A 24955-nucleotide genomic window follows, 5' to 3' on the forward strand; every position below is an offset into this window, starting at 1 on the left:
AGACAAAACTTCAAGGAGGAATACTACGACCTCTATCTGTACGAAATAATCATACCCCTTATGGGGATGAAAAGGAACTATCAGAATAAATCTGATAACCTTATTATACGAGGAGGTTATAAAATGGCTCATGAAGTACTAATGCCAAAGCTTAGTTCAACTATGGCAGAGGGCAGTATTACTCAATGGTTTAAAGAAGAAGGCGATTCTGTAGAGGTTGGCGAAGCCGTCTTTGAGGTTATGACAGATAAAATTGCGATTGAAGTAGAAGCCTACGAGGAAGGTGTTTTACTGAAACGCTATTATGATGTGGATGATAGTGCGCCGATTAATTCGGTGGTTGCTTATATAGGCGAACAAGGCGAAGAGGTTCCAGATCAGGCGCCAGTTTTGGCGGAGGAAGAAGAAAAAACGTCTGAAGCAACGGAAGAACCTTCCACTATGGCGGTTGAAGTTGCTACGACACAGGTAGAGGTAAAGGCTGATGGGAAGGTTAGGGCAACACCAGCTGCACGAAAATTGGCGAGGGAAAAAGGAATTGACTTGCATCTTGTTAGCGGTAGTGGAACAAATGGCCGTGTTCATGTTAGTGATGTTCAAGCATATCAACCAGTAGTGAATCAGGGAACAGTTCTGGTTAATGAGGAAACGGTTGTCCCTTGGAGAGGGATGCGCAAAGCGATTGCTGATGCAATGTCAGCAAGTAAGACAACTATTCCACACGTCACCATGGATGCTCAAGTTGATATGACTGAAGTGATTCGCCTACGTCAGCAACTATTGCCGGTTATTGAAGAACGAACAGAGCACCGAGTCAGCTACACTGAGATTTTGATTAAAGCAACGACTGTTGCGCTTAAACAATTCCCACGCTTAAATGCTCAAGCTTTGACAGACGGTATTCACGAGTTTAGTCGGGTTAATATGGGGGTTGCCGTAGCATTGGATGACGGTTTAGTGGTCCCTGTGATTAGGAATGCGGATTTATTAGGCCTATCTGAGCTGACAACAGAAGTTAAGCAGGCGGTGACTCAAGCACGTACTGGTAAGTTGACAGGTGAGCAATTAGCAGGCGGTACCTTTACGATTAGTTCGTTAGGGCAAGGGGCAGTAAGACACTTTAATCCTGTTATTAATGCGCCAGAAGTGGCTATATTAGGCGTTAGTAGCCTGTTTGATGCGCCGTATGCTGGACAAAATGGGCAGGTAGAGATGCGTCCAAGCCTGACACTCAGTCTTTCCTTTGATCACCGAGCGATTGACGGAGCACCAGTGGCAAACTTTTTATCCGTATTAGTTGGCCTATTAGAAAATCCGTATAAGTTATTGGTGTAAGTCAGTTAATAAGCAGGAAGGTTGTGAATACGAGTGACAAATCAACAAATTGATACCTTGGTTATCGGCTCAGGTCCTGGTGGGTATGTGGCAGCAATTCGAGCTGCGCAATTAGGAAAAAGTGTGACGATTGTTGAAAAGGATGAGATTGGTGGTGTCTGCCTGAATGTCGGATGTATCCCATCAAAAGCCTTGATTACAGCGGGACATCGCTATCAAGAAAGTCAGACTTCACAGTTCTTGGGGTTAACAGTTGCTGGAGCCGAGCTTGATTTTACTCAAACCCAGAAGTGGAAAAATGAAACGGTGGTTAAAACACTGACCTCTGGAATTGAGATGTTGTTGAAAAAGAATCAGGTAACGATTATTCGTGGTAAGGCATCATTTACTTCAAGTAAAGCGGTTAAGGTAGAAACTGAAAAAGAAGTAACACACTATGAGTTCAAAGAAGCAATTATTGCAACTGGAAGTCGCCCAATTGAGATTAAAGGATTTCCGTTTGGTAAGCGTGTTCTTGATTCAACTGGCGGTTTAAATTTACCTGAAATCCCAAAAAGATTAGTCATTGTTGGGGGAGGGGTGATTGGCTCAGAATTAGGAGGTGCCTACGCTGATTTAGGGAGTCAGGTCACGATTTTAGAAGGCTCTAATCGGTTATTGCCGAGTTATGAAAAAGACATGGTAACAGCGGTTGAGCGTTCCTTTAAGAAAAAAGGAATCGTTGTTGTGACAAATGCAATTGCGAAAGAAGCTGTAACTAAAGACGATTATGTGGCAGTGACGTATGAATCCGCAGGTAAAACGGCTACTATTGAAGCCGATTATGTGATGGTGACGGTCGGTAGAAAGCCTAATACGGATCAATTAAACTTGGATAAAGCGGGAGTGACCGTTGATAAACGCGGCTTGATTTCAGTTGACCAACAATACCGTAGTGCTAATTCTCATATTTTTGCTATTGGTGATGTGATTGAAGGCTTAGCTCTTGCTCATAAAGCTAGCTATGATGCAAAAGTAGCAGCCGAAGTGATAGCCGGTGAGAAGAGTCAAAAGGACTACCGAGCAATGCCAGCAATTTGCTTTACTGATCCAGAGCTTGCTAGTACGGGCCTGACGATTAAAGAAGCGAAGGAACAAACAATTAAAGCGAAGTCGTATCAATTTCCACTTCAAGCTAACGGGCGAGCCTTGTCTCTAAATCAAACGGATGGGTTTATTCGATTAGTGATAGATGAAGACGATCAAACGATTATTGGTGGTCAAATTGTTGGGGTGAATGCCAGCGATTTAATTACCGAAATCAGTGTTGCTATTGAGTCTAGTTTGACAATTGAAGACCTATCACTGACTATCCATGGTCATCCTACGTTGTCCGAAGCAATCATGGATACAGCAGAACTAGCACAAGGATTACCGATTCATTTTTAAAAGAGTACGATGAGTTAAGATAATATGAACCGCATTAAATCTATTCACTAAGAATACTGATTTGATGCGGTTCATTTTTTTTTTATAAAAAAGCTCTTATGAATTAATCGATTATAAATAATTAATAGGGCAAGGTGAAGGTCAATATGTCAAATCATTACTCAAAGCAATTTTTTCGTGAACGGGTAGCTTCTGTTAGATTATCTGACTTTCTTTAAGGTGAAACTAGATGCTCTTGTAATGTTTGAAAAGTAGAAAACCAAAATGATGCGTGATAGCATCATGCATAAAATAACGACATATTGAGTGTGTTTTCAGATGATAATAGAACGAGAGGGTCAATGCGTGAAATCATCACTCGTTGCTGTTTTTTTACAAATAGCTATGTTCTGTTAAGAGGTAAAATGTTACTAATTTATCTGACTTTCTTTAAGGAAGAACTAACTGATCATGTAATGTTTGAAAAGTAGAAACCCAAAATGATGCGTGATAGTATCATGCATAAAATAACGACATATTGAGTGTGTTTTCAGATGATAGTAGAACGAGAGCATCAATGCGTGAAACCATCACTCATTGCTGTATTTTCACAAATACTTATGTTCTGTTAAGAGGTAAAATGTTACTAATTTATCTGACTTTCTTTAAGGTAGAATTAAATGCTCGTGTAATGTTTGAAAAGTAGAAACCCAAAATGATGCGTGATAGCATCATGCATAAAATAACGACATATTGAGTGTGTTTTCAGATGATAATAGAACGAGAGTGTCAATGCGTGAAATCATCACTCATTGCTGTTTTTTCACAAATGGCTATGTTCTGTTAAGAGACGAAATGATGCTGATTTACCTGACTTTCTTTAAGGTAGAATTAGATGTTCGTGTCATGTTTGAAAAGTAGAAACCCAAAATGATGCGTGATAGCATCATGCATAAAAAAACGACATATTGAGTGTGTTTTCAGATGATAATAGAACGAGAGCATCAATGCGTGAAATCATCACTCATTGGTTTTTTTTACGTGTCTGTTGCTATTATAAAGTAAGGTCAGAGGGGAACTTAAACAATTAAGCCATTAGCTTTTTATCCCCTTATACTTACCATACGAAATAAAACCTAGTTATTCACTTCATTTAGGAAAAACGTTAAGAAAACTTAATAGTTGGTCGAAATGGTTAAGAGTAACAAATTAACTATTGAGGTAATCTTCGATAGTAGTTTCGCCATTTTTTATGGTATAAATCTGGCTATAACTTTTTTCAAGAGGGAGAACTGCTTTCGTAAAAGCCGCCACATCGCTACGTGAAATAGTTGAACCGCCCAAAGCCTCAACGTCAGCCAGTTTATTAGTTGGTAGCTCATTAGTCAAGGTCGTCGGACGTATTATCGTATAATCAAGAGCTGATTTTATTAATACGTCATCAGCAGCCCCCTTGGCAGTTAGATAAAGAGTGAGTGAAGTCGGGCCTTTTTCTGGCTGACCTGCACCAACAGTACTAATCATGATAAAACGATCGATTCCTTTTTCTTCTGCTAACCTGATGGCGTGAATAGCAGCCTCTTGGTCAATTGCGATGGTTTTTTCAGGTCCAGTATGACCGCCAGAGCCAGCTGTAAAGATCACTGCATCTATTGATTGATACGCATGACTGAAATCATTTTCCAAATCTGCAATAATAGGAAGTCCACCTAGATCTTTAATTAGGTTAGCTTGTTCTTCTTTGCGAATCATACCAAAGACGTGATAATCTGGCACCTTAGCTAACGTTTTTATCAATAGTTTGCCAATGTTTCCATTTGCTCCAATAATTAAAATATTCATCTGTCTGCTCCTTTTTGTTTAAGTCATTATTAACGCGATTATACTAGATAGAACAGGGATAAACAAAAGAACTGTTTTTACTCTCTGATTATTGCCAAGTGATCGTAATCGTAAACCACTCATTTTCTAAAGAAGCTTCGACATGATGCCCCATTTGCTCTAAAAGCTGTTTAACCACTGTTAAACCTAACCCAGTAGAGCGATTATTTCGAGTTTTATCTGCTGTATAGAGGCGAGTGAAAACTTGCTCTATATCTAAGGCGTTAGGCTCCATTAGCTGATTTTGAATTATTAATTTTTGAGTAGTAGCGTTTAGCTCGTAGTGGATTTTAAGTGAGTGCTCCCCATATTTGAGGCAATTTTGAATTAGATTAACAAAGACACGCTGCAAGGCGTGTTCATCAGCTAAAACAAGCCAAGGGGTGACAGGTAAAGAAATTTCAGGCAAAATCTGCTGCTGGTTAAAGTGATCGTAATAAGTGGCTAATAATTGCGGCAAGAATGTAGTAAGATCAATAGACGTCATAACCAGTGGTACGTCAAGTGAGGTGACCTTAGCAAAGTCATAATAGGTTTCGATTAATTCTTGGAGTTGTCTTGCTTTATCATGAATGAGCAGACGATAGCGTTGTTGTTCCTCTGGGGTTGTCTCCTCTTCAAGTAAGGTTAGATAACCTAATAAAGAGGCCAGAGGGGTCCTTAAATCATGAGAGATATTGGTAAACTGTTCTTTGACCTGACGTTCTCGCTGCTCTAAGTGTTCAATGGTATGGGTTTTTAAGAGAATTTCTTTGTTGATTTCTTGAATAAGCCCTGATAGTTCTTTTAACTGATGAGGGCTAGTTAATAATTGATTTGTTTGGGAGTGATGATTAATTCTTTGTAGCTGTTCTTTTAATTGCCTAATATCTCTAAGAAGTAGCACGTATCGACCAAGCAAAAATAAAGCTAACAAAAGGGTGGCTAAGATTAGATAACCCATGATTTCATCACTCCTCATGATTAAATTTCTTGTTTTGCAAATAGCTGTAAACCGATGAAACTACTGATAATAAAGTAAGCGACAAAATAAAGCCAATTGATTAAGATATCTTGAGGCTGCTGCCAATAATTGTCGTTAATTCGGACATAGACAAAGAGACCGCTCAAGTTATTAATTATGGGAAGAAGTTTGGCTAAATATCCGAGTAAGGTCGGAATGATTACAATAATTAGAAAGTAGCCTAAGTAGCTATTTTCAATTTTATCACAGGCAAAGACCATCATGTTATTAACTGCTAGACAGGATAATAACAATGGCGTTGCAGCAAAGACCGCTTTTGCAAAATTAGGTCCCTCAACGTTTCCATTTCGTGTTAGCAGTAATAAAATAGCGCCTGTAAAAACAGCAATAACGAGTAACCCTATAACAAATGAAACCAAGGAGGTTATGATGAACTTACTAAAATAAATCGTTTTTCGGCTAATGCCATAACTAATATCATTTTTAAAGGTACCATAACGTTGGACATTCGCAAAAATGGTATTAGCAATAAACGGAATAAATAACGGAATACTACCGAGTGCCAATCGAGTGAAACGAAAGAAAAAGGCAGTGTTATTGTATAGAAAATTAGCATCCACTGTTCCATAAAAATAAGAAGCAGCTATGGCAAGCAACGGCGCTATCAAGATAACTAGGCCAATTAAATAGGTACTCCGAGTTTTACTTAAACGGAATCCTTCACTTTTTAAGTAGTTAAGCATGCTCTTCACCTCCAATTAAATTGATAAAATATTCCTCAAGATTTTGACTTTTTTCAACAATACTTAAAATTTGAATATCCTCTACATTTAAGGCTTTAATAATGAGAGGAATCCATTTGGGTTTTTCAAAAATTTGAATGGATTTATCAGGCAATAATTGATAAGTAGTTATATCTAAGGTTTCTTCAAGGAGGGCGAGAGCTTTTTCAGGCTGATTGACAGTTAGTTCAATATGTCCTTGACATTTTTTTTGAAGTTCACCCATCGTTAGTTCCTCAATTAAGCGACCTTGATGTAAGAAGCCAACCTGATTGATCAAATGCTCCAATTCAGGTAAGATATGGCTTGATAATAGAATGGTCAGATGTTTCTTTTGATTAAGTTCAAGCAGTAAGCGTCTAATCTCGGCAATGCCGAATGGATCTAGACCATTAATCGGCTCATCCAAAATTAGAAGATCAGGGCTACTTAACAGGGCTAAAGCAATACCTAACCGTTGTTGATTGCCTACCGAATAATATTGAAAATCTTTGTCTGCGTAAGGATCGAGACCTAAATCGTGAAGGACCTCTGCAACTCGTTCTTTATCAGTAATTCCTCGTTGGATTCGGTAATAATTTAAATTTTCTCTACCACTTAGATTAGGAAAAAAAGCTGGATGCTCAATTAAGCAGCCAATTCGTTTACGAGCGGAGGTTAAATTAGCGGTGTCAAAAAGACGAATGTCTCCAGAGGTGGCCTTTGATTGACCTGCTATCAGACGTAAAAGAGTGCTTTTTCCAGCACCATTTTGTCCAACTAAACCATAAATTACCCCTTTTTTTAAGGTGAAATCAGTCGCTGAGAGAGCTTGTTCTCCACGATATTTTTTTGATACTTGTTTGAGTGAAATAATTATTTCCATAATGAAATCCCCTTTCTTTAGTGACAGTATAAATGATAAAGTCTTAAGAAGACTTTTGCTAAGTATAAAGAAAGATTAAAGTTGTTTAAATAAGCTTGAAGCCAATTCCCCAAACCGTTTCTATACAGTCCTCTGAATCAACTTGTTTGATTTTTTTTCGCAAGTTACTAATGTGAACGTTTAAAGAATTCTCTTCAACTAGATAAGATTCTTGCCACGCTTTCTGAAAAAGTTCAGCTTTTGTAAAAACTTTAGTGGGTTCCTTCATTAGTAAATAGAGTAGATCAAATTCTTTACTTGTCAGTTCAATCAATTGCTGTTTAACTGAGAATTGACGAGAGGTTGGATTAAGCTCCCAATTCTTATAATGAAGTATCTGGTTGTCAGAATGCCCGATAGTCCGTCTCAAAACGGCCTCAACGCGTGCCAAAAGTTCATCTTTTTCAAAGGGTTTTGTCAAATAATCGTCCGCACCCTGTTGTAAGGACCAGACTCGGTCCGTTACTGCAGCTTTAGAGGAGAGGATGATGACTGGTGTCTGAGAGTTAGAGCGAATAGCCGTTAGTAATTCTTCACCAGTTTTTCCAGGTAGCATTAAATCTAGAAGAATTAAATCATACTGATTGTGCTTGATTAAATCATAAGCGCTGTCCCCAGAATAGGCGCTTTGAACGGTGTACTCGTACGTCATTAAAAATTTACAGATAATGAAATGTAAATCAAGGTCATCTTCAACTAATAAAATTTTTTTCATGTCAAGTCTCCTTGCTGCATCGTCTAGATAAATTGTTACTGCTAGTTTAACATAAAAATTAGAAATAGTATTTATGATAATTCCCTCTCTTTAAAATCGAACTTTTATTGGTTTTGAAACGGAAATGTTCGTTAAAAAGTTGACGGATACCAATCCACTTGTTAAACTAGGAGTAAATTTGAATGGAGTTTTCATTTAGGAGGTCAGTATTAATGTCTGTTAAGGTGTCAGTCATCATGGGGAGTACGTCGGATTGGGATACGATGAGGCTCACGTGTCAGGTATTAGAAGAGTATGGGGTTACATATGAGAAATTGGTTGTTTCGGCTCATCGGACGCCTGATTTTATGTTTGATTTTGCGGATAAGGCTCAGGCTCGTGGTGTCGAGGTGATTATTGCGGGTGCTGGTGGTGCGGCTCATTTACCGGGAATGGTGGCGGCTAAAACGATTTTACCTGTTATTGGTGTGCCAATCAAATCCCGAACATTGAATGGGTTAGACTCATTATTATCAATTGTGCAAATGCCTGCTGGTGTACCAGTTGCTACGGTGGCGATTGGTGAAGCGGGAGCAACTAATGCAGGATTGTTAGCCTCTCAAATTTTGGCGATACATGATGAATCATTGCGCGAGAGATTAGTGGACAAACGTCAGGAACGAATGGAACAGGTATTGGAGGCAAACGATGAATTACTTTAAGGCGATTTTACCGGGACAAACAATTGGTATTATTGGTGGGGGGCAATTAGGTCGAATGCTCGCATTCTCTGCTCAGTCAATGGGTTATTTTGTAGGGATTTTAGATCCCCAGCTAGATTGTCCTGCTGGTCAAGTAGCGAATTGGCAAATTGTAGGAGAGTATGCGGATAAAACCGCTCTAAAGGAGATGGCCGAGCTGTGTGATGTGCTGACCTATGAGTTTGAAAATATTGATGCGGATGCCTTGGATAGCGTCCATGAGCAGGTGTTTATACCTCAAGGGATCGAAGTATTGCGTGTGACTCAAAATCGCCAATTAGAAAAGAATTTCTTAAGTCAACATGATTTTCCAGTCGCTGCTTATGAGATTGTGGAACGAGTCGAGGAGTTGGATAGAGCCATTGCAACAATCGGCTATCCTTGTGTATTGAAGACGATTCGTGGTGGCTACGACGGTCATGGGCAAGCAGTGGTAAAATCGGTCGAGGATGTTGCTAGCGCTAGTCAATTGTTAAAAAGCGGGACATGTGTCCTTGAAAAGTGGCTTTCATTTGAAAAAGAAGTGTCTGTCATGGTGAGTCGCAATTTAGCCGGGGAAATTGCTGTTTTTCCTGTAGCAGAAAACGATCATAGAGAGAATATCTTGCATCAATCAATTGTCCCTGCCCGTGTGCCCGAAGCTGTTCAGCAAGAGATACAAGAGTTGGCTAAGACATTAGCTGAAAAACTTAATCTTTGCGGTTTATTAGGAATTGAATTTTTTATTGGCGAGGAAATATACATCAATGAATTAGCTCCTCGGCCTCATAATTCGGGACATTATTCAATTGAGGCTTGCGATTTTTCTCAGTATGATCTTCATATTTTGAGTATTTGCCAACGACCGTTACCAGAAGTTAAGCTGTTGCAGTCGGTGGTGATGGTTAATATTTTGGGGCAGCATGTTGAGCCTGTCTGTCAAGCGATGCTTCAAAAACCTGAGTGGCATGTCCATTTATATGGTAAAGTGGAGGCTAAGGAGAATCGTAAGATGGGGCATATGACCGTGTTAACGGTTGATTGTGAGAATACAATAGCAGAAATCAGTGAGTTAGGTATCTGGAAATAAGCAAATAGCGAAGACGAGAATCTCGAATGAGAGTCAATCTTCGCTTTTTTTGCTACGCTTCTTCTAGTTGCTGGCTTATTAGTAAGCGTTCGTCTAAGGTTGGTAGCTGAGAGGGTTGTTTAAATACTTTAGATAGAGCGACAACTGAAAAGAAGATGAGTGTAAAACCAGTCATCAACAAGGTGCTTGAAACGATTTCACCATTAGAAAAGCTTGTTTGAGAAGCAGTAGTGTCGCCAAATAATGGCGCTAGATTATTGTTTAGAAAATGTAAAAAAGTGACTAACCAAATGTTTTGCGTCTTCATATAGCAATAAGCGAAGAATAGTCCTAGTCCTATACAAGTCATAATTTGTCCTAATAAACTAAAAATCCCGATTTCTGGTTTAGCGTAGAAAAAGAAATTGAGGGGAGCGTGCCAAAGACCCCAAATAAGACCTAAAACTAACACGCCTTTAAATGTTCCAAAGCGTTTTTGTAAAAGTGGCTGTAAGTAATAGCGCCAACCATATTCTTCGCCAAAATACATGATCCAGTTAATTAGATACATCACCAATGTAATGGCTATAGCACTCCAAGTCTCAATATCTGTAAAGCGGTTAATCAACCAAGAAAGTTGGCCACTGATAGCAAAGACAACCACCATTCTTACCATATATAAAGCAACAAATAGACCGGTCAAGCCTAATGAAAGTTTCCAGTGGCCTCCTCTTAGACCATAGGCTAATCGTTTATTCTTTTTTTCAGTGAAAAGTAGAATAGAAACTAGTAGTGAACCAGCCATGCTAATGATTTGGCTAGCAATTGCCCAACTATCGTTAGGAAAAAAGACACTGAGGACGGCAACAAAAATCATGATAATTGAGATGGCGATATGCCCGATAAAAAAGCGTATGGGAATTAATTGATTGCGACGGGTCATTAAGACTCCTAACATGACTGCCATTGCAGGTAAATACATAAACATGCCAGCAAAAGCACTTAAATCAACCTTACGTTGATAGCCTATAAACATAAAAATGAATGATAGCAGTGGGATACCGTAACTGACACTGAAAAAAATAGTTCTTCTTTTTTTCTGCATAATATAAGACTCCTTATCTTGTAAAAAAATTAATAAATGATCACCTGCTATTACTTTATCAAAAAGTGAGCAGTGAGGGAGCGTTTTAGCTTAAAAGGTCGTTTTTGTTTCCTAGATGGTTCATCTAATTTACTAAAGTTAGCAAAAGCGAGGTAGCTGATGGTATTTCTTTAGCGGGTTGATGTTTCGCTTATTTATCTTTTTTCGGTATTTTTAAATTCATTTTTTGATTTTTAAGGTTTAAACACGAACTATATGTTAAAAAGTTATCATAAAGTGTGGAATTTACTTTGACTTTAAAGATGATACTTGTTAAGATAAATGCAACAAATAAATAGCGTACGTTTCTTTTTATTTAGTTTCGAACGTTCGTTTTTTAATGGAGGGACCAGTAGAAGTGAGCAAAGGACAGTTAGTCTATAGTGGAAAAGCGAAAGAATTATATCAAACTTCAGAGTCAGATGTATTACACGTTGTTTATCTTGATCAAGCAACAGCTTTGAACGGACTGCGAAAAGATCAGATACTAGGAAAGGGGCAGTTGAATAATCAAATTACTAGCCTAATTTTTGAGTATTTGTCAGAACACGGCATTGGCAATCACTTTTTAAAGCAGTTGTCAGCAACGGAACAATTGGTTAAAAAGGTTGAGATGATTCCTTTAGAGGTTGTGCTGCGAAATGTGGCAACTGGTAGTTTTGTTAAAAAATTTAATGCTGAAGAGGGGACTATCTTGTCGCAACCTCTTATTGAGTTTTACTATAAAAACGATGCATTAGATGATCCAATGATGAATGAGGCTCATATTGAAGTGCTTGGCCTAGCTTCTGCGGAACAAATCGCAGAAATTAAAGCTCAAACATTGAAACTGAATGAGGTTCTTTTACCACTTTTTAAAGGAATTGGTTTAACATTAGTTGATTTTAAAGTGGAGTATGGAATCACAACGAATGGCGATATATTATTAGCAGATGAAATTACCCCGGATACTTGCCGTTTATGGGAGATAGAGACGGGCAAGTCTTTAGATAAAGATGTTTACCGGAAAGAAACGGGTGATTTGATTGGTGTGTATGAGGAAGTATTGGCTAGATTAACAAAGAAATTAGTGAAGTAAGTAACTAAAATGATGAAAGTAGGCGAAAGAAGCATGTATCAAGTAGAAGTGTTTGTCACGTATAAAGAATCAATTTTAGACCCTCAAGGAGAGGCTGTTAAGAACGCGATTCACCGCTTAGAATTTCAGGAAGTAGCAGATGTTCGGATTGGTAAGTACTTTGACTTAAAGATTGAAAAAAGTGAACGACCAGTGGTAGAGGTTGTGGAAGAACTGTGCCAACAATTATTAGCTAATGAAGTGCTTGAATCGTATCGCTATGAGATCAAGGAGGTTAATTAATCGTGAAATTCGCTGTGATTACTTTTCCCGGGTCAAATTGTGATAAGGATATTTTTCATGCTGTCAAAGAAGTTATGGGGGCGAGTGTGGAGTTTGTGTCTCATCATGAACACAGCTTAACTGGGTTTGATGTTGTCTTACTACCAGGGGGCTTTTCATATGGGGATTATTTGCGTTGTGGGGCGATTGCCCGTTTTGCTAATATCATGCCAGCGATTATTGCGTTTGCTGAAAGTGGAAAACCTGTTTTTGGTACCTGTAATGGGTTTCAAATTTTAGTTGAAGCTGGTTTGCTACCAGGAGCGCTTAAGCCTAATAAGCAGCTCAAATTTATTTGTCAATCAGCTCCCTTAACAGTTGTGACAAACCAAACAATCTTCACGAATGCTTATGCTGAGGGGGAAGAAATTTCATTACCTATTGCTCATGGTGAGGGAAATTATTACTGCGATGAGGAAACGTTGGCTGAGTTAAAAGCTAATAATCAAATTATTTTTATTTATCGTCAGACTAATCCTAATGGTAGTCTTGCTAACATTGCTGGGATTACTAATAAGGCTGGTAACGTCCTTGGGATGATGCCTCATCCAGAGCGCGGAATGGAGGAACTTTTAGGTTCCACAGATGGTGTTAAGTTTTTCCAATCTATTATTAATTATTTAGGAAAGGTGACCGTATAACATGAAGCTAGAACCAACTCCCCAAGATGTTAAGGATCAGAAAATTTATGCCGAGTGGGGCTTAACAGATGACGAGTATCGTTTAATTGAAGAGGACATTTTAGGGCGCATGCCTAATTACACAGAAACAGGGCTTTTCTCTGTCATGTGGAGCGAGCATTGTTCGTATAAAAATTCAAAAGTGGTGCTAAAGAAATTTCCAACATCTGGTTCACAGGTGTTGCAAGGGCCTGGTGAGGGCGCTGGGATTGTTGACATTGGTGATAATCAGGCGGTTGTTTTTAAGGCAGAGAGTCATAATCATCCATCGGCGATTGAGCCGTTTCAAGGGGCAGCAACGGGTGTAGGTGGGATTATTCGGGATATTTTTAGTATGGGAGCCGAGCCAATCGCTATCTTAGATTCTCTGCGTTTTGGCGAATTAACCAATTCTCGCACACGTTACATTGCTGAAGAAGTCGTAGCAGGAATTTCTTTTTATGGTAATTGCATCGGTATTCCAACTGTGGGCGGTGAGGTTGCATTTGATCCGTGTTATGAGGGGAATCCTTTGGTAAATGCGATGTGCGTGGGATTGATTGATCACGCAGATATTCAAAAAGGACAGGCCAAAGGTGAAGGCAATCCAATTATGTATGTAGGAGCAAAAACGGGACGTGATGGAATTCATGGTGCAACTTTTGCTTCAGAGGAGTTTAGCGATGAAGAGGAAAGCCAGCGTTCTGCCGTTCAGGTTGGCGATCCGTTTATGGAAAAATTGTTGATGGATGCGTGTTTAGAGCTGATCCGCAATCATGCTGATATTTTGGTTGGGATTCAAGATATGGGAGCAGCAGGGTTAGTTTCTTCTAGCTCAGAGATGGCTTCAAAAGCGGGAAGTGGGTTACATCTTAATCTTGATGATGTTCCGCAACGTGAAACAGAAATGACGCCTTATGAAATGATGCTATCTGAATCGCAAGAACGGATGCTATTATGTGTGACTAAAGGTGCGGAAGCACAAGTCAAAGAGTTATTTGAAGGGTATGGATTAGATGCTGTTGTCATTGGTCATGTGACATCTGACGGGCAGTACAAATTGTTTCATCAAGGACAATTAGTGGCAGATTTGCCGGTGGATGCTTTGGCAGAAGAGGCGCCAACGTATCATAAAGCATACAGAGAACCAGCTAGGATTCAAGCATTTGCTGAAATGTCGACTTATTTACCAGATGTAACGAATCCAACGGCTACCTTAAAGCAGTTGTTGCAACAGCCGACAATCGCATCGAAGAAAGCTTTTTACGAGACTTATGATTCGCAAGTTAAAACGAATACAGTTGTTAAGCCCGGCAGTGATGCGGCGGTTGTGCGGATTAAAGGAACAAATAAAGGGTTAGCCTTAACGATGGACTGTAATGGACGTTATCTATATTTGAATCCAGAAGTTGGCGGTCAGATTGCGGTAGCAGAAGCCGCTCGCAATATTGTGTGTAGCGGTGGGCAACCTTTGGCGATTACAGATTGTTTAAATTACGGTAGTCCTGATAAAGAAGAGGGCTTCTGGGAATTATGGACCTCAGCTGATGGAATTTCAGCGGCTTGTCTGGCGCTTGAGACACCCGTTATTTCTGGAAATGTTTCATTATATAATGAAACAAACGGGCAGGCAGTTTACCCAACACCAGTGATCGGCATGGTGGGCTTGATTAGTGATCTTAACCATGTAACCACACAAGGATTTAAAGACGCTGAAGATTTGATTTATGTGATTGGCGAAACTCGTCCAGAGTATCATGGCAGTGAATTGCAAAAAATGCTAACAGGAAAGATTTTTGGTTCGTTAGAGCCCCTAGATTTGGTGCAAGAGAAAAAACATCAAGACCTTGTTTTAGAGGGCATCCAAAAAGCGCTGATTGCGAGTGCTCATGATCTAGCTGAGGGAGGTTTAGCGGTTGCGTTGGCCGAAGCTACTTTTGAGTGTGAGTTAGGAGCGACAACAGTTGCGTTAACTAATGCAGAATTATTTGCTGAAAGTCAGTCACGTTTCTTAGTGACGGTTAGACCTGCCGATCAGGAGGAGTTTGAAAGTTTAGTTGGCGAATCAGGTCAGTTAATTGGTAAGGTTCAAGCAGAGCCTACTTTAGAAATTACGACTAAGGACGGACATATCGTGGCGGATGTCACTGAGTTGAAGGGCTTATGGGAAGGAGCTATTCCGTGTTTAATGAAATCAAAAGCTTAAATGAAGAGTGTGGATTATTTGGTATCTGGAATAATCCTTTAGCGGCCGATATTACCTACTATGGTTTACATAGTTTGCAGCATCGTGGGCAAGAAGGTGCGGGGATTGTCGCGACAGATGGCAAGTCTTTAAAAGGGCACCGTGGTTTAGGGTTATTAGCAGAAGTTTTTTCTGCTAATGAGCTACAGGAGTTAACAGGTAAAGCAGCCGTTGGGCATGTTCGCTATGCAACGTCTGGTAACAAGGATTTAGCCAATGTCCAGCCCTTTTTATTTCATTTTCAAGAAGATTCCTTTGGTTTGGCACACAATGGCAATTTAACGAATGCGCGGAGTCTACGAAAAGAATTAGAGGAGGGAGGCGCTATTTTTCAAACTTCCTCTGATACAGAAGCGCTTGCTCATTTACTAAAACGAGCGGGGAAAGGAAGTTTTGTAGAGAATCTAAGAGCAGCTTTACAGCAGGTCAAGGGTGGGTTTGCCTATTTACTTTTAACCGAGGATGCTCTTTATGCCGCGCTTGACCCAAATGGCTTTCGACCCTTATCCATTGGTAAAATTAACGAGTCTTATGTCGTTGCCTCTGAGACCTGTGCCTTTGATACGGTTGGCGCGGAGTTTATTCAAGATGTTCAGCCGGGAGAATTAGTGGTAATTAATGATGATGGCCTACATATTAGTCGCTTTACTAATGAGATTCGACCAGCCATTTGTAGTATGGAATACATTTATTTTGCACGACCTGATTCAGATATTGCGGGGATAAATGTTCATTCGGCTCGGAAACGATGCGGTAAAAAATTAGCTCAAGAAGCGTTTGTTGAAGCGGATGTAGTAACAGGTGTTCCAGATTCGAGTATTTCAGCGGCAATTGGCTATGCTGAGGAAGCTGGCTTACCATATGAATTAGGATTGATAAAAAATCGTTACGTCGCGCGGACTTTTATTCAGCCGTCACAAGAACTGCGTGAGCAAGGTGTTAGGATGAAATTATCCGCGGTTCGAGGTGTGGTAGAAGGCAAGCGAGTGGTGATTATTGACGATTCTATTGTACGAGGAACAACGGTTAAGCGGATTGTGCAATTATTGCGAGAGGCTAATGCTAAGGAAGTTCATGTTCGAGTTGCTTCGCCGCCATTAATCAATCCCTGTTATTACGGGATTGATATCAGAACTCGAGAGGAGCTGATTGGTGCTAATTATTCAATTGATCAGATTTGTGAGTTAATTGGCGCAGATTCACTAGGGTATTTGAGTGTGGATGGTTTGGTGGAAGGAATCGGTAAACCTTATCCAGACTATGAAGATGGAGGGTTATGCCTGTCTTATTTTACAGGTGATTATCCGACACCTCTCTACGATTATGAAGAGGAATACCTAGCGTCTATTCAATCAGCTGAAAATGTCGCAGAGTTAACTGCGTATATTGATGCTCATCATGATACGAGCGGAGGAGAAACCAAATGAATGCATATGGCAAAGCAGGAGTTGACGTAACAGCAGGATATGAGAGCGTTAAGCGCATGAAAAAGCATATTGATCGAACACAACGACCAGAAACACTGGGGGAAGTTGGTGGGTTTGGTGGTGCTTTTGATTTATCTGCAATGAGTGTGAAAGAGCCAGTTTTAGTATCAGGAACAGATGGCGTAGGAACAAAGTTACTGATTGCGATTGAACAAGGCAAGCATCAAACGATTGGCATCGACTGTGTGGCTATGTGTGTCAATGATATTATTGCTCAAGGCGCTCTTCCGTTATTTTTTTTAGATTATATTGCGACAAGCAAAGTAGAGCCAGCGATAGTGGAAGAGATCGTTGCAGGAATTGCTGAGGGGTGTGTGCAAGCGGGAGCTGCTTTAATCGGTGGTGAAACAGCTGAGATGCCTGATATGTATCACACGGCTCATTATGATGTAGCTGGTTTTACTGTTGGCATGGCTGAAAAAGCTCAACTAATTCAAGCAAATAATGTCAAAGCCGGCGATATTTTGATAGGCCTTGCCTCAAGTGGTATTCATTCTAATGGCTATTCATTGGTTCGGAAGCTCTTTTTTAAAGACCATGATTATTGCTATGATAGTCAATTTGATGCCTTAGGAGAAATAACTCTTGGAGAAGAATTATTGAAACCAACTAAAATTTATGTTGAGAGCCTGAAGCCGCTGATTCAAAAACAGCTTGTTAATGGGATCGCTCATATTACTGGTGGTGGCTTTGTGGAAAATGTACCACGGATGTTGCCGACTGGCTTAGGAGTAGAAATTAGTGAAGGCACCTGGCCTGTCTTACCTATTTTTGACGTACTTGGTAGTGTTGGCGCACTGACATATCGAGAGATGTATGAGATTTTTAATATGGGAATTGGCATGGTTTTAGCCGTTAATCCAGCGAAGGTGTCAGAGGTTCAAAAAGAATTGTCTGAAAAAGGTGAAACCAGTTATATTATGGGGCAGGTTGTATCAGATGATAAACAGGCAGTTAGATTTGTAAGTGGAGAATCTGTATGAAAATAGCGATTTTTGCTTCAGGAAATGGAAGTAATTTTGAAGCAATTGTTGGGGCAGTGGCGACAGGTCAATTAGAACTTGAAGTTGGCTTATTATTTTGCGATCAACCTCAGGCTTATGTGATTGAACGCGCTAAAAAGTATCAGATTCCAGTCGTTAGCTTTTCACCAAAAGCATTTGCTAATCGTGAGCAGTATGAAGTGGCCTTGTTGGAAGAATTGAGAGCGCATGACATCGAGTTTGTGGTATTGGCTGGCTATATGCGGTTGATTGGTCAAGGGCTTTTAGCCGCATTTCCTAATCAAATCATCAATATTCACCCGTCATTACTACCAGATTTCCCTGGGCTTCACGGGATTCGGGATGCCTTTGAAGCAGGTGTTAAAGAGACAGGTGTGACGATTCATTACATCGATGAAGGAGTCGATACAGGTCCGATTATTGCTCAGGAAAAGGTGCCAGTCTTAGCTGAGGATGACCTTGCAAGTTTAGAGTCGCGTATTCATCAAGTTGAGCATCGTCTCTATATTGAGGTATTATCTGCATTATCCCAATGAAAAAATAGTAATAATTAAGGTTAATAAAGGGAAAAAGAAAGGACGTTACAATGAAAAGAGCATTGATTAGTGTTTCTGATAAAACAGGTGTTGAAAGCTTAGCTAAAGGATTAGTTGAGGCAGGTGTGGAGATTATTTCAACTGGTGGGACGAAAAGTTTTTTAACGGATTGTGGCATTCCTACTATTGGAATTGAAGAGGTGACAGGTTTTCCGGAAATGCTGGATGGACGTGTCAAAACTCTACATCCAAAGATTCATGGTGGCTTACTTGGTAGACGAGATTTAACGAGCCATATTGAAGCAGTGAAGGAACATGATATTCAGTGGATTGATTTCGTTGTGGTCAATCTTTACCCTTTTAAAGAAACAATTGTTAAGCCAGAAACCACTCTGGCGGAAGCCGTGGAACAAATTGATATCGGCGGACCAAGCATGCTACGAAGTGGGGCAAAAAACTTTGCTTCAGTGGCAGTTATAGTTGATCCGACTGATTATCCGAGTGTATTAGAGGAAATTCGAGCGAATGGAACAACGACAGCAGAGACACGTAAACGATTAGCTGCTAAAGTTTTCCGTCACACGGCAGCTTACGATAGTCTTATTGCAGCTTATCTAACCGCTGAGGTTGGGGACATTTATCCAGAAAAACTAACGATGACTTATGAGAAAAAACAAGGGTTGCGTTATGGTGAGAATGGTCATCAACAAGCTAGTTTTTATGCAGAGGTGTTGCCGACTGCCTATTCTATTGCAGAAGCTAAGCAACTCCATGGTAAGGAATTATCTTATAATAATATTCATGATGCAGATGCAGCTTTGAGAATTGTCAGTGAGTTTAGCGAGCCTGCTGTTGTTGCAGTTAAGCACATGAATCCGTGTGGTGTGGGGTTAGGGAAAACCATTTTAGAGGCGTATATGCATGCCTATGAGGCCGATTCTACATCAATTTTTGGAGGGATTATTGCTTTAAATCGTGAAGTTGACGTTGCGACTGCTGAAAAGATGAGTGAGTTATTTTTAGAAATAATTATTGCTCCGAGCTTTACTGAAGAGGCGTTAGCAATTTTGAGTAAAAAGAAGAATATCCGTTTAATGACAGTTGGATTTACAGCCAATACCGCGAAGGAAACAGCTAAGCTAGAGTTGACTTCAGTTATGGGGGGCTTACTTATTCAAGAAGGAGATACTCTGAAGGAGGAAATTGAAGGCTGGCAGGTTGTGACGGATACGCCGCCAACATCAGATGAGATAAAGGCTTTAGAGTTTGCTTGGCATGTTGTGAAGCACGTCAAGAGTAATGCCATTGTGATTGCAAAGAAGGATCAAACCTTGGGAGTTGGTGCAGGGCAGATGAATCGAATTGGTTCAGTAAAAATTGCGATAGAGCAGGCTGAAGCTAGTGGGGAGCTCCTTAGTGAAGCTGTCATAGCAAGTGATGCGTTTTTCCCAATGGATGATTGTGTGACTTATGCGGCCGAGCATGGCATTCGTGCAATTATTCAACCAGGTGGGAGTATCAAAGATCAGCAATCAATTGATAAAGCTAACGAGTTGGGAATTGCTATGGTATTTACAGGTGTACGCCACTTTAAGCATTAGCCAGTGAGTAAATGTGTGATAGCTGAGAGACGATTAAACAGTAGTAAGAAAGGATAATGTCATGAAACTGTTAGTAATTGGCAGTGGTGGTCGCGAACATGCCATCAGTAAAAAATTAGCAGCAAGCCCTTTAGTAAGCCACGTATTTTGTGCGCCAGGAAATCCAGGAATGTCTCGAGATGGGATTCAACTTGTGGCAATTGAACAGGGTGATCATCAAGGCTTGATTGACTTTGCTAAGGAACAACAAGTTGAGTGGACGTTTGTAGGACCAGAACAGCCCTTAGTTGCAGGAATTGTTGACGAGTTTCAGGCGGCGGGGTTAAGTATCCTTGGTCCGAATAAAGCTTGTGCACAAATTGAAGGATCAAAAGAGTTTGCTAAAAAGTTGATGTCACGCTATGATATTCCGACAGCAGATTATCAAGTTTTTGATGAGGTTGAAGCAGCAGTTGCTTATGTGGAGATGAAGGGAATGCCTTTGGTATTAAAAGCTGATGGGCTAGCAGAGGGAAAAGGTGTTATCATTCCTGAGACAGTTGAAGAAGCCTGTCAGGCGCTACAGGAGCTCTTGGTAGAGAGCCGTTTTGGAGCAAGCTCACAACGTGTTGTGATTGAAGAGTTCTTGGTGGGAGAAGAATTTTCATTGCTAGCTTTTGTGCACCATGGTCGTGTTTATCCTCTTGAGATTGCGCAGGATCACAAACGGGTTTTCGATGGTGATAAAGGGTTAAATACAGGTGGGATGGGGGCTTATTGCCCTGTTCCGCAAATTAGTCAGGCTTGCATTGACATAGCGATAGAGACGATTGTAAAGCCAACTATTGCTGGCTTAAAACAGGATGGTTATGACTATACAGGCGTTTTATATGCGGGGCTAATTGCGACAGCTACTGGTCCAAAGGTGATAGAATTTAACGCGCGGATGGGTGATCCTGAAACACAAGTGTTGTTGGCACACATGACAAGTGACTTGGCGGAGGTGATTACAGCTATCTTAGCTGATGATGAGCCTGCAATTACTTGGGATGAAACAGCCATTCATCTAGGGGTAATGGTGACAGCAAAAGGGTATCCAGAAGCTTATCCGAAAGGACTTTCTTTGCCAGACTTAGCTCAGTGTCAAAATGATTGTTATTATTCTGGCGTTGCTGAAGTAGAGGGTAAGCTAGTTTCGGCAGGTGGTCGAGTTTTTATTATGGTCGGTAAAGGCCAAACGATTGCCGAAGCTCAGAAGTCTATTTATGATGAACTTGCTAAACTTGATTTAGCTGAGTATCATTATCGAAAGGACATTGGATTTAAAGGAATTAATTAACTAAGAGAGAGAGCTGGCTTGATTACAGGATAGTCGAAAAAATGAGAGGCTGAAGCAAAAGTGCATACCACTTTTTGCTTCAGCCTCTTTTTAAATATAGTCGTCTGTTAATGCCATAAATTCAGCAATATCTTGTTTGACAATGTCGATACCCGCTTGCCAAAAATCAGGTTTTGTTAGGTCAACATTTAAGTGTTTCATGGCTAATTCTTCAGTTGTCATTGACGCTGTGTCTCGTAATAAGGCGATGTACTTATCTTCGAAATTCCCCTCTGATTTTTGGGCAAAGGCATAAATTCCGTTACTAAATAAGTAGCCGAATGTATATGGGAAGTTATAAAATGGCACATCATCAATAAAGAAATGTAGTTTACTTGCCCAAAAATGGGGATGGTAAGACGCTAGAGAATCTTGATATGATTCCTTTTGAGCATCAAGCATCAAGTTAGTAATGTCTTCATCAGTTAACACATTGTCTTTACGCGCACGATAGAAATTATTTTCAAAAATAAAACGCGCGTGGATATTCATAAACATAGCAGTAGCATTTTGCAGCTTAGTATCTAATAAATTAATTTTTTCTTCTTTAGTTTCAGCTTCCTTTAGAGTAGCATCTGCAACAATCAATTCAGCAAAGGTACTGGCTGTTTCAGCGACGTTCATAGCGTAATCTTGGCTCATCAATGGCATGTCCCACATCACTTCTGAATGGAAGGCATGACCTAATTCATGAGCTAATGTAGCAACCTCATTAATTGACTCACCATAAGTCATGAAAATACGTGATTCTTGGCTTTCACCTAGACCTGTACAATAGCCACCTGGTCGTTTTCCTGGACGGTCTTCAGCTTCGATCCAACTATTTTCAAAAGCTTTTTTAGCGAACGTTGCCATTTTTGGACTGAATTTTTCAAAATTTTGGATAATAAAGGCGGCAGCTTCGTCAAATGAGTAGCGTTTCTCTTTTAGATTGCCTAAAATAATAGGCGCATCTTGATCTTGCCATTCCATTTTTTCTTTGCCGAATAGCTGTGCTTTTCGCGTTAAGAATTCAGTAAAGAATGACTTATTATCACCGATCGCACCCCACATAGCATCTAATGTTTCCTTTTTCATTCGGTTGTACTGAAGCGGTTTTTCTAAGTGATCTTCAATGCCATGCAGCTGATTATTAGTGATTCGGAATCCATCTAAATGATTAAGAGTGTCAGCAAAGATAGGCGCTTTCTCAGCCCAAGTAGCTTCCCAAAGGTCGAATAACTCCTTGCGAACTGCTGCATCAGGATCGCCCATCATTTTATTAAAAGCTTGGCCAGCTGAGAGCTTCTCCCCATTATAAGTAATCTCAATTGATCCGACAATAGTGTCATAATGAGAACTCCAAGCATTGAAACCATCAACGGATAGGTGGTTAATGATATTTTCTTCGGCTTCACTCAGAAGTTTTTTACCTTCACGGCGCGTTTCCTCCAAATTAAAAGTGACGCCTTGTTTTTGAGCTAGGTCAGTTTGAAGCAGTAGTGCCCATTGGTCATCTGAAATAGCAGTAAGTTTTTTTACAAAAATTAATTCGGCATTGCTAAAATTTGTACCTAATGTGTGTAGGATACCAAATAATGTATTGGTTTTTTTATCGTGGACATCAGCCGATTGGATAGCATTAATAAAGCTGCTTGTTTCGGAGAATCCTTTTTGAATGGTATCTGATTCAGCAATTAATTTTGTAAATAAATTAAAGGCAGGGGAATCTTTTTCGGGCTCCCAATCCGTTACATTAGTGCCATAAGCAGTGATTTGGTCTTTTAATAAATCTAAACGGGCTTGTAGTTCAGGTGAACTGCTGCCGCCAGGAAAAATTGAGTCTAAATCCCAAGTAAGTGAATAGTTCGTCATAAATGTCGCTCCTTTCAAATTACTTCCTATTATAAGCTAAAAAAGTCATAATGGGAAAAGAATAAGCAGAAATCAATTGCTAATTATTCGAATTTTTTGTAGGATTAAAGAGGGCAAGGAGATGATGGATGTGGCAAAAAGTAAACAGTTTAAAAATGGTAATATCTATATAGGGGTGGCAATTGTGATGATGATTGTCCTTTTTATTAGCTCATCTCAAACCTATGAGCAGCAGTCTCAATTGTCCTTATTGGAAAAATTATTAAAGAATCAGCCCTTTAAAGAAAGCTTAAGTAAGATTAGCTTTAGTTATGCAGATAGCCCGGTAAGCATTAAGGAGAGCGGTTATTTTGGCTTTGTTGAGTTTTTTATTCGTAAGGGCGCTCATTTTGGGACCTATTTTATTCTTGGTGGTTCATGGTTTTTGGGCTTACAGCCACGGATAAAAAATAGTGGTATTACGGCTTTAGTGAGCTGGTTAGCGGCAACAGGGTATGCTGGTTTGGATGAATTTCATCAAATGTTGACAGGTGGTCGGACACCATTGTTTCAAGATGTGATGTTAGATAGCATGGGAGCTTTAACGGCAATTGTTTGTTGTTTGATCGTGATAGCGATCAGTCAGTTCAAAAAAAGAAAAAAGAAGCGGTAGGCGATGCCTAGCGTTCTTTTTTTATGACAGACTGAAAGCCTTTGCCGTAAGTCTGCATCTTTGTTAAAATAGAAGAGGTACTAATAGGCGTAGCCTACATTAAGTGAAAGAGGGTGTAAGGAATGGCAGGACATTCTAAGTGGAAGAATATTCAAGGTAGAAAAAATGCTCAGGATGCAAAGCGTGGCAAGATTTTTCAAAAGTTGTCTCGAGAATTGTATATGGCAGCAAAAAGTGGTGGGCCTGATCCAGACTCAAACCCGTCTTTAAGGATGGTTCTTGATAAGGCTAAAGCGGCAAATATGCCAAATGATAATATTCAGCGGGCTATAAAGAAAGCGAGCGCTGCTGGTGAAGGTGAAAATTATGATGAGGTTATTTATGAAGGGTATGGGCCAGAAGGGGTCGCTATCTTAGTTTACACATTAACAGATAACCGTAATCGAACTGCGACAAATGTACGAGTAGCGTTTAATAAAAATGGTGGTTCACTGGGTGAAACGGGCTCTGTTAATTATATGTTTGACCGTAAAGGGTACATTGCCATTGACCGTGAGGGCTTAGATGTCGATGAAGACACTATGATGATGAGTGTTTTGGAGGCCGGCGGAGAAGAGTTAGAAACTTCAGCTGAGGTTTTTGAGATTTACACTGAGCCAAGTGAATTTCCAAGTGTTCGGGATGCTTTGACTGCGGAAGGATATCAGTTAGCTCAGGCTGAGTTAACAATGGTGCCGCAAACATTGATTGAGGTGGACGAAGAGACGGCTGAAAAAATACAAAGATTGATTGACGCATTGGAAGATGACGACGATGTTTCAAATGTATTTACTTCGGCAGAAATGTAGGAATAAAGGATGGCAACAACAGAATTGAGTCGTTATCGTGTGTTACCTGATAAAGAAGCATTAGTCGATGAATGGATGGCTTTTTTGGAGCAACATCTATCAGAGGTTTTGCTTACTTTAGAACAAGAGAAGATGTACGTGGAAGCTATTTTTCAAGAAACGATTGCAGGCGTTACCTATCTTTACTGGTTTTCAGTTCAAGGTGAAGATGAGATAAGCGTTACTGAGTCAGAATTTGATGTGGATAAGCAGCATCTAAAATACTGGGATGCGTGTATCGATCCCGAGTACGGTGAGGCCTTGTTACAAACAAATGTGGTGATGATTCCAGATAAAATTGCTGATTTAATGACAGATTAATAAGAGTAACCGATTGTCCATACGGGAGAATCG

General features: G+C 40.0%; 24 protein-coding genes. 17 read left to right on the forward strand and 7 right to left on the reverse strand.

The genetic code is table 11. The features are described from left to right. Positions 1 to 123: 123 nt before the first annotated feature. The 3 genes from AC5KOD_RS14520 (at position 124) to AC5KOD_RS14530 (ending at position 3663) form a co-directional block, all read left to right on the forward strand. On the forward strand, positions 124 to 1335 hold the full coding sequence (locus AC5KOD_RS14520) for a dihydrolipoamide acetyltransferase family protein (protein WP_496915287.1): 1212 nt from the start codon (positions 124 to 126) through the stop codon (positions 1333 to 1335). Positions 1336 to 1368: 33 nt separating this feature from the next. Further along, the gene (gene lpdA / locus AC5KOD_RS14525; RefSeq protein WP_496915288.1) at positions 1369 to 2763 is read left to right on the forward strand and encodes a dihydrolipoyl dehydrogenase; all 1395 of its coding nucleotides are present in this window, start codon (positions 1369 to 1371) and stop codon (positions 2761 to 2763) included. Between the two features lie 771 nt (positions 2764 to 3534). Then, entirely contained in the window at positions 3535 to 3663 is a 129-nt protein-coding gene (locus AC5KOD_RS14530; protein ID WP_496915289.1) for a hypothetical protein, read from the forward strand. A gap of 288 nt (positions 3664 to 3951) precedes the next feature. On the opposite strand, the gene AC5KOD_RS14535 is transcribed toward AC5KOD_RS14530, so the two are convergent. The 5 genes from AC5KOD_RS14535 to AC5KOD_RS14555 all read right to left on the reverse strand — a co-directional run bounded on the left by AC5KOD_RS14535 (position 3952) and on the right by AC5KOD_RS14555 (position 7988). Next, entirely contained in the window at positions 3952 to 4584 is a 633-nt protein-coding gene (locus AC5KOD_RS14535; protein ID WP_496915290.1) for an SDR family oxidoreductase, read from the reverse strand. A gap of 88 nt (positions 4585 to 4672) precedes the next feature. Then, a complete protein-coding gene (locus AC5KOD_RS14540) occupies positions 4673 to 5566 on the reverse strand; it encodes a sensor histidine kinase (protein WP_496915291.1) in 894 nt (297 codons plus the stop codon). A gap of 20 nt (positions 5567 to 5586) precedes the next feature. Further along, positions 5587 to 6330 (reverse strand): ABC transporter permease, encoded by a 744-nt coding sequence (locus tag AC5KOD_RS14545; protein WP_496915292.1) that lies wholly within the window; start codon positions 6328 to 6330, stop codon positions 5587 to 5589. After that, on the reverse strand, positions 6323 to 7234 hold the full coding sequence (locus AC5KOD_RS14550) for an ABC transporter ATP-binding protein (protein WP_496915293.1): 912 nt from the start codon (positions 7232 to 7234) through the stop codon (positions 6323 to 6325). Before AC5KOD_RS14550 ends, AC5KOD_RS14545 begins: the two co-directional genes overlap by 8 nt. Positions 7235 to 7319: 85 nt before the next feature. Beyond that, positions 7320 to 7988, reverse strand: coding sequence for a response regulator transcription factor (locus AC5KOD_RS14555; RefSeq protein WP_496915294.1), 669 nt, complete (start codon positions 7986 to 7988; stop codon positions 7320 to 7322). Between the two features lie 212 nt (positions 7989 to 8200). Between AC5KOD_RS14555 and purE the strand changes: the two genes are divergently transcribed. Both purE and purK read left to right on the forward strand, forming a co-directional pair. Then, positions 8201 to 8689, forward strand: coding sequence for a 5-(carboxyamino)imidazole ribonucleotide mutase (gene purE, locus AC5KOD_RS14560; protein WP_496915295.1), 489 nt, complete (start codon positions 8201 to 8203; stop codon positions 8687 to 8689). Beyond that, positions 8676 to 9797, forward strand: coding sequence for a 5-(carboxyamino)imidazole ribonucleotide synthase (gene purK / locus AC5KOD_RS14565; RefSeq protein WP_496915296.1), 1122 nt, complete (start codon positions 8676 to 8678; stop codon positions 9795 to 9797). The genes purE and purK overlap by 14 nt, the downstream gene beginning before the upstream one ends. Before the next feature lie 52 nt (positions 9798 to 9849). On the opposite strand, the gene AC5KOD_RS14570 is transcribed toward purK, so the two are convergent. Then, positions 9850 to 10881, reverse strand: coding sequence for a CPBP family intramembrane glutamic endopeptidase (locus AC5KOD_RS14570; RefSeq protein WP_496915297.1), 1032 nt, complete (start codon positions 10879 to 10881; stop codon positions 9850 to 9852). Between the two features lie 397 nt (positions 10882 to 11278). Between AC5KOD_RS14570 and purC the strand changes: the two genes are divergently transcribed. The 9 genes from purC (at position 11279) to purD (ending at position 21169) form a co-directional block, all read left to right on the forward strand. Then, positions 11279 to 11998 (forward strand): phosphoribosylaminoimidazolesuccinocarboxamide synthase, encoded by a 720-nt coding sequence (gene purC, locus AC5KOD_RS14575; RefSeq protein ID WP_496915298.1) that lies wholly within the window; start codon positions 11279 to 11281, stop codon positions 11996 to 11998. Between the two features lie 33 nt (positions 11999 to 12031). Continuing rightward, the gene (gene purS / locus AC5KOD_RS14580) at positions 12032 to 12280 is read left to right on the forward strand and encodes a phosphoribosylformylglycinamidine synthase subunit PurS (protein WP_496915350.1); all 249 of its coding nucleotides are present in this window, start codon (positions 12032 to 12034) and stop codon (positions 12278 to 12280) included. A gap of 2 nt (positions 12281 to 12282) precedes the next feature. After that, entirely contained in the window at positions 12283 to 12960 is a 678-nt protein-coding gene (gene purQ, locus AC5KOD_RS14585; protein ID WP_496915299.1) for a phosphoribosylformylglycinamidine synthase subunit PurQ, read from the forward strand. Position 12961: 1 nt separating this feature from the next. Continuing rightward, a complete protein-coding gene (gene purL, locus AC5KOD_RS14590; protein WP_496915300.1) occupies positions 12962 to 15184 on the forward strand; it encodes a phosphoribosylformylglycinamidine synthase subunit PurL in 2223 nt (740 codons plus the stop codon). Further along, on the forward strand, positions 15160 to 16650 hold the full coding sequence (gene purF, locus AC5KOD_RS14595; protein WP_496915301.1) for an amidophosphoribosyltransferase: 1491 nt from the start codon (positions 15160 to 15162) through the stop codon (positions 16648 to 16650). Before purL ends, purF begins: the two co-directional genes overlap by 25 nt. Continuing rightward, entirely contained in the window at positions 16647 to 17693 is a 1047-nt protein-coding gene (gene purM / locus AC5KOD_RS14600; RefSeq protein WP_496915302.1) for a phosphoribosylformylglycinamidine cyclo-ligase, read from the forward strand. Before purF ends, purM begins: the two co-directional genes overlap by 4 nt. After that, the gene (gene purN, locus AC5KOD_RS14605; RefSeq protein WP_496915303.1) at positions 17690 to 18250 is read left to right on the forward strand and encodes a phosphoribosylglycinamide formyltransferase; all 561 of its coding nucleotides are present in this window, start codon (positions 17690 to 17692) and stop codon (positions 18248 to 18250) included. The genes purM and purN overlap by 4 nt, the downstream gene beginning before the upstream one ends. Positions 18251 to 18300: 50 nt before the next feature. Next, on the forward strand, positions 18301 to 19851 hold the full coding sequence (gene purH / locus AC5KOD_RS14610) for a bifunctional phosphoribosylaminoimidazolecarboxamide formyltransferase/IMP cyclohydrolase (protein ID WP_496915304.1): 1551 nt from the start codon (positions 18301 to 18303) through the stop codon (positions 19849 to 19851). Between the two features lie 61 nt (positions 19852 to 19912). Beyond that, a complete protein-coding gene (gene purD, locus AC5KOD_RS14615; protein WP_496915305.1) occupies positions 19913 to 21169 on the forward strand; it encodes a phosphoribosylamine--glycine ligase in 1257 nt (418 codons plus the stop codon). A 90-nt stretch (positions 21170 to 21259) separates the two neighbouring features. Here the strand turns inward: purD and AC5KOD_RS14620 are convergent, their stop codons facing one another. Beyond that, positions 21260 to 23062 (reverse strand): M3 family oligoendopeptidase, encoded by a 1803-nt coding sequence (locus AC5KOD_RS14620; RefSeq protein ID WP_496915306.1) that lies wholly within the window; start codon positions 23060 to 23062, stop codon positions 21260 to 21262. Positions 23063 to 23249: 187 nt separating this feature from the next. On the opposite strand from AC5KOD_RS14620, the gene AC5KOD_RS14625 reads away from it, so the two are divergent. The 3 genes from AC5KOD_RS14625 (at position 23250) to AC5KOD_RS14635 (ending at position 24922) form a co-directional block, all read left to right on the forward strand. Beyond that, positions 23250 to 23714 (forward strand): VanZ family protein, encoded by a 465-nt coding sequence (locus AC5KOD_RS14625; protein ID WP_496915351.1) that lies wholly within the window; start codon positions 23250 to 23252, stop codon positions 23712 to 23714. A 122-nt stretch (positions 23715 to 23836) separates the two neighbouring features. Next, entirely contained in the window at positions 23837 to 24562 is a 726-nt protein-coding gene (locus AC5KOD_RS14630) for a YebC/PmpR family DNA-binding transcriptional regulator (protein ID WP_496915307.1), read from the forward strand. Between the two features lie 9 nt (positions 24563 to 24571). Then, positions 24572 to 24922, forward strand: a complete 351-nt coding sequence (locus AC5KOD_RS14635) for a DUF6176 family protein (protein WP_496915308.1) — start codon at positions 24572 to 24574, stop codon at positions 24920 to 24922. Positions 24923 to 24955: the final 33 nt, after the last annotated feature.

It is taken from the genome of Vagococcus sp. WN80Y, from assembly GCF_059621045.1.

Coding starts and splice junctions, on each gene's coding strand:
- AC5KOD_RS14520 (WP_496915287.1), top strand. CDS start 124: ATGGCTCATGAAGTACTAATGCCAAAGCTTAGTTCAACTATGGCAGAG.
- AC5KOD_RS14625 (WP_496915351.1), top strand. CDS start 23,250: ATGATGATTGTCCTTTTTATTAGCTCATCTCAAACCTATGAGCAGCAG.
- AC5KOD_RS14550 (WP_496915293.1), bottom strand. CDS start 7,234: ATGGAAATAATTATTTCACTCAAACAAGTATCAAAAAAATATCGTGGA.
- AC5KOD_RS14570 (WP_496915297.1), bottom strand. CDS start 10,881: ATGCAGAAAAAAAGAAGAACTATTTTTTTCAGTGTCAGTTACGGTATC.
- AC5KOD_RS14530 (WP_496915289.1), top strand. CDS start 3,535: ATGCGTGAAATCATCACTCATTGCTGTTTTTTCACAAATGGCTATGTT.
- AC5KOD_RS14555 (WP_496915294.1), bottom strand. CDS start 7,988: ATGAAAAAAATTTTATTAGTTGAAGATGACCTTGATTTACATTTCATT.
- purD (WP_496915305.1), top strand. CDS start 19,913: ATGAAACTGTTAGTAATTGGCAGTGGTGGTCGCGAACATGCCATCAGT.
- AC5KOD_RS14635 (WP_496915308.1), top strand. CDS start 24,572: ATGGCAACAACAGAATTGAGTCGTTATCGTGTGTTACCTGATAAAGAA.
- purL (WP_496915300.1), top strand. CDS start 12,962: ATGAAGCTAGAACCAACTCCCCAAGATGTTAAGGATCAGAAAATTTAT.
- purK (WP_496915296.1), top strand. CDS start 8,676: ATGAATTACTTTAAGGCGATTTTACCGGGACAAACAATTGGTATTATT.
- AC5KOD_RS14630 (WP_496915307.1), top strand. CDS start 23,837: ATGGCAGGACATTCTAAGTGGAAGAATATTCAAGGTAGAAAAAATGCT.
- purS (WP_496915350.1), top strand. CDS start 12,032: ATGTATCAAGTAGAAGTGTTTGTCACGTATAAAGAATCAATTTTAGAC.
- AC5KOD_RS14620 (WP_496915306.1), bottom strand. CDS start 23,062: ATGACGAACTATTCACTTACTTGGGATTTAGACTCAATTTTTCCTGGC.
- AC5KOD_RS14545 (WP_496915292.1), bottom strand. CDS start 6,330: ATGCTTAACTACTTAAAAAGTGAAGGATTCCGTTTAAGTAAAACTCGG.
- purH (WP_496915304.1), top strand. CDS start 18,301: ATGAAAAGAGCATTGATTAGTGTTTCTGATAAAACAGGTGTTGAAAGC.
- purE (WP_496915295.1), top strand. CDS start 8,201: ATGTCTGTTAAGGTGTCAGTCATCATGGGGAGTACGTCGGATTGGGAT.
- purM (WP_496915302.1), top strand. CDS start 16,647: ATGAATGCATATGGCAAAGCAGGAGTTGACGTAACAGCAGGATATGAG.
- purN (WP_496915303.1), top strand. CDS start 17,690: ATGAAAATAGCGATTTTTGCTTCAGGAAATGGAAGTAATTTTGAAGCA.
- AC5KOD_RS14535 (WP_496915290.1), bottom strand. CDS start 4,584: ATGAATATTTTAATTATTGGAGCAAATGGAAACATTGGCAAACTATTG.
- AC5KOD_RS14540 (WP_496915291.1), bottom strand. CDS start 5,566: ATGGGTTATCTAATCTTAGCCACCCTTTTGTTAGCTTTATTTTTGCTT.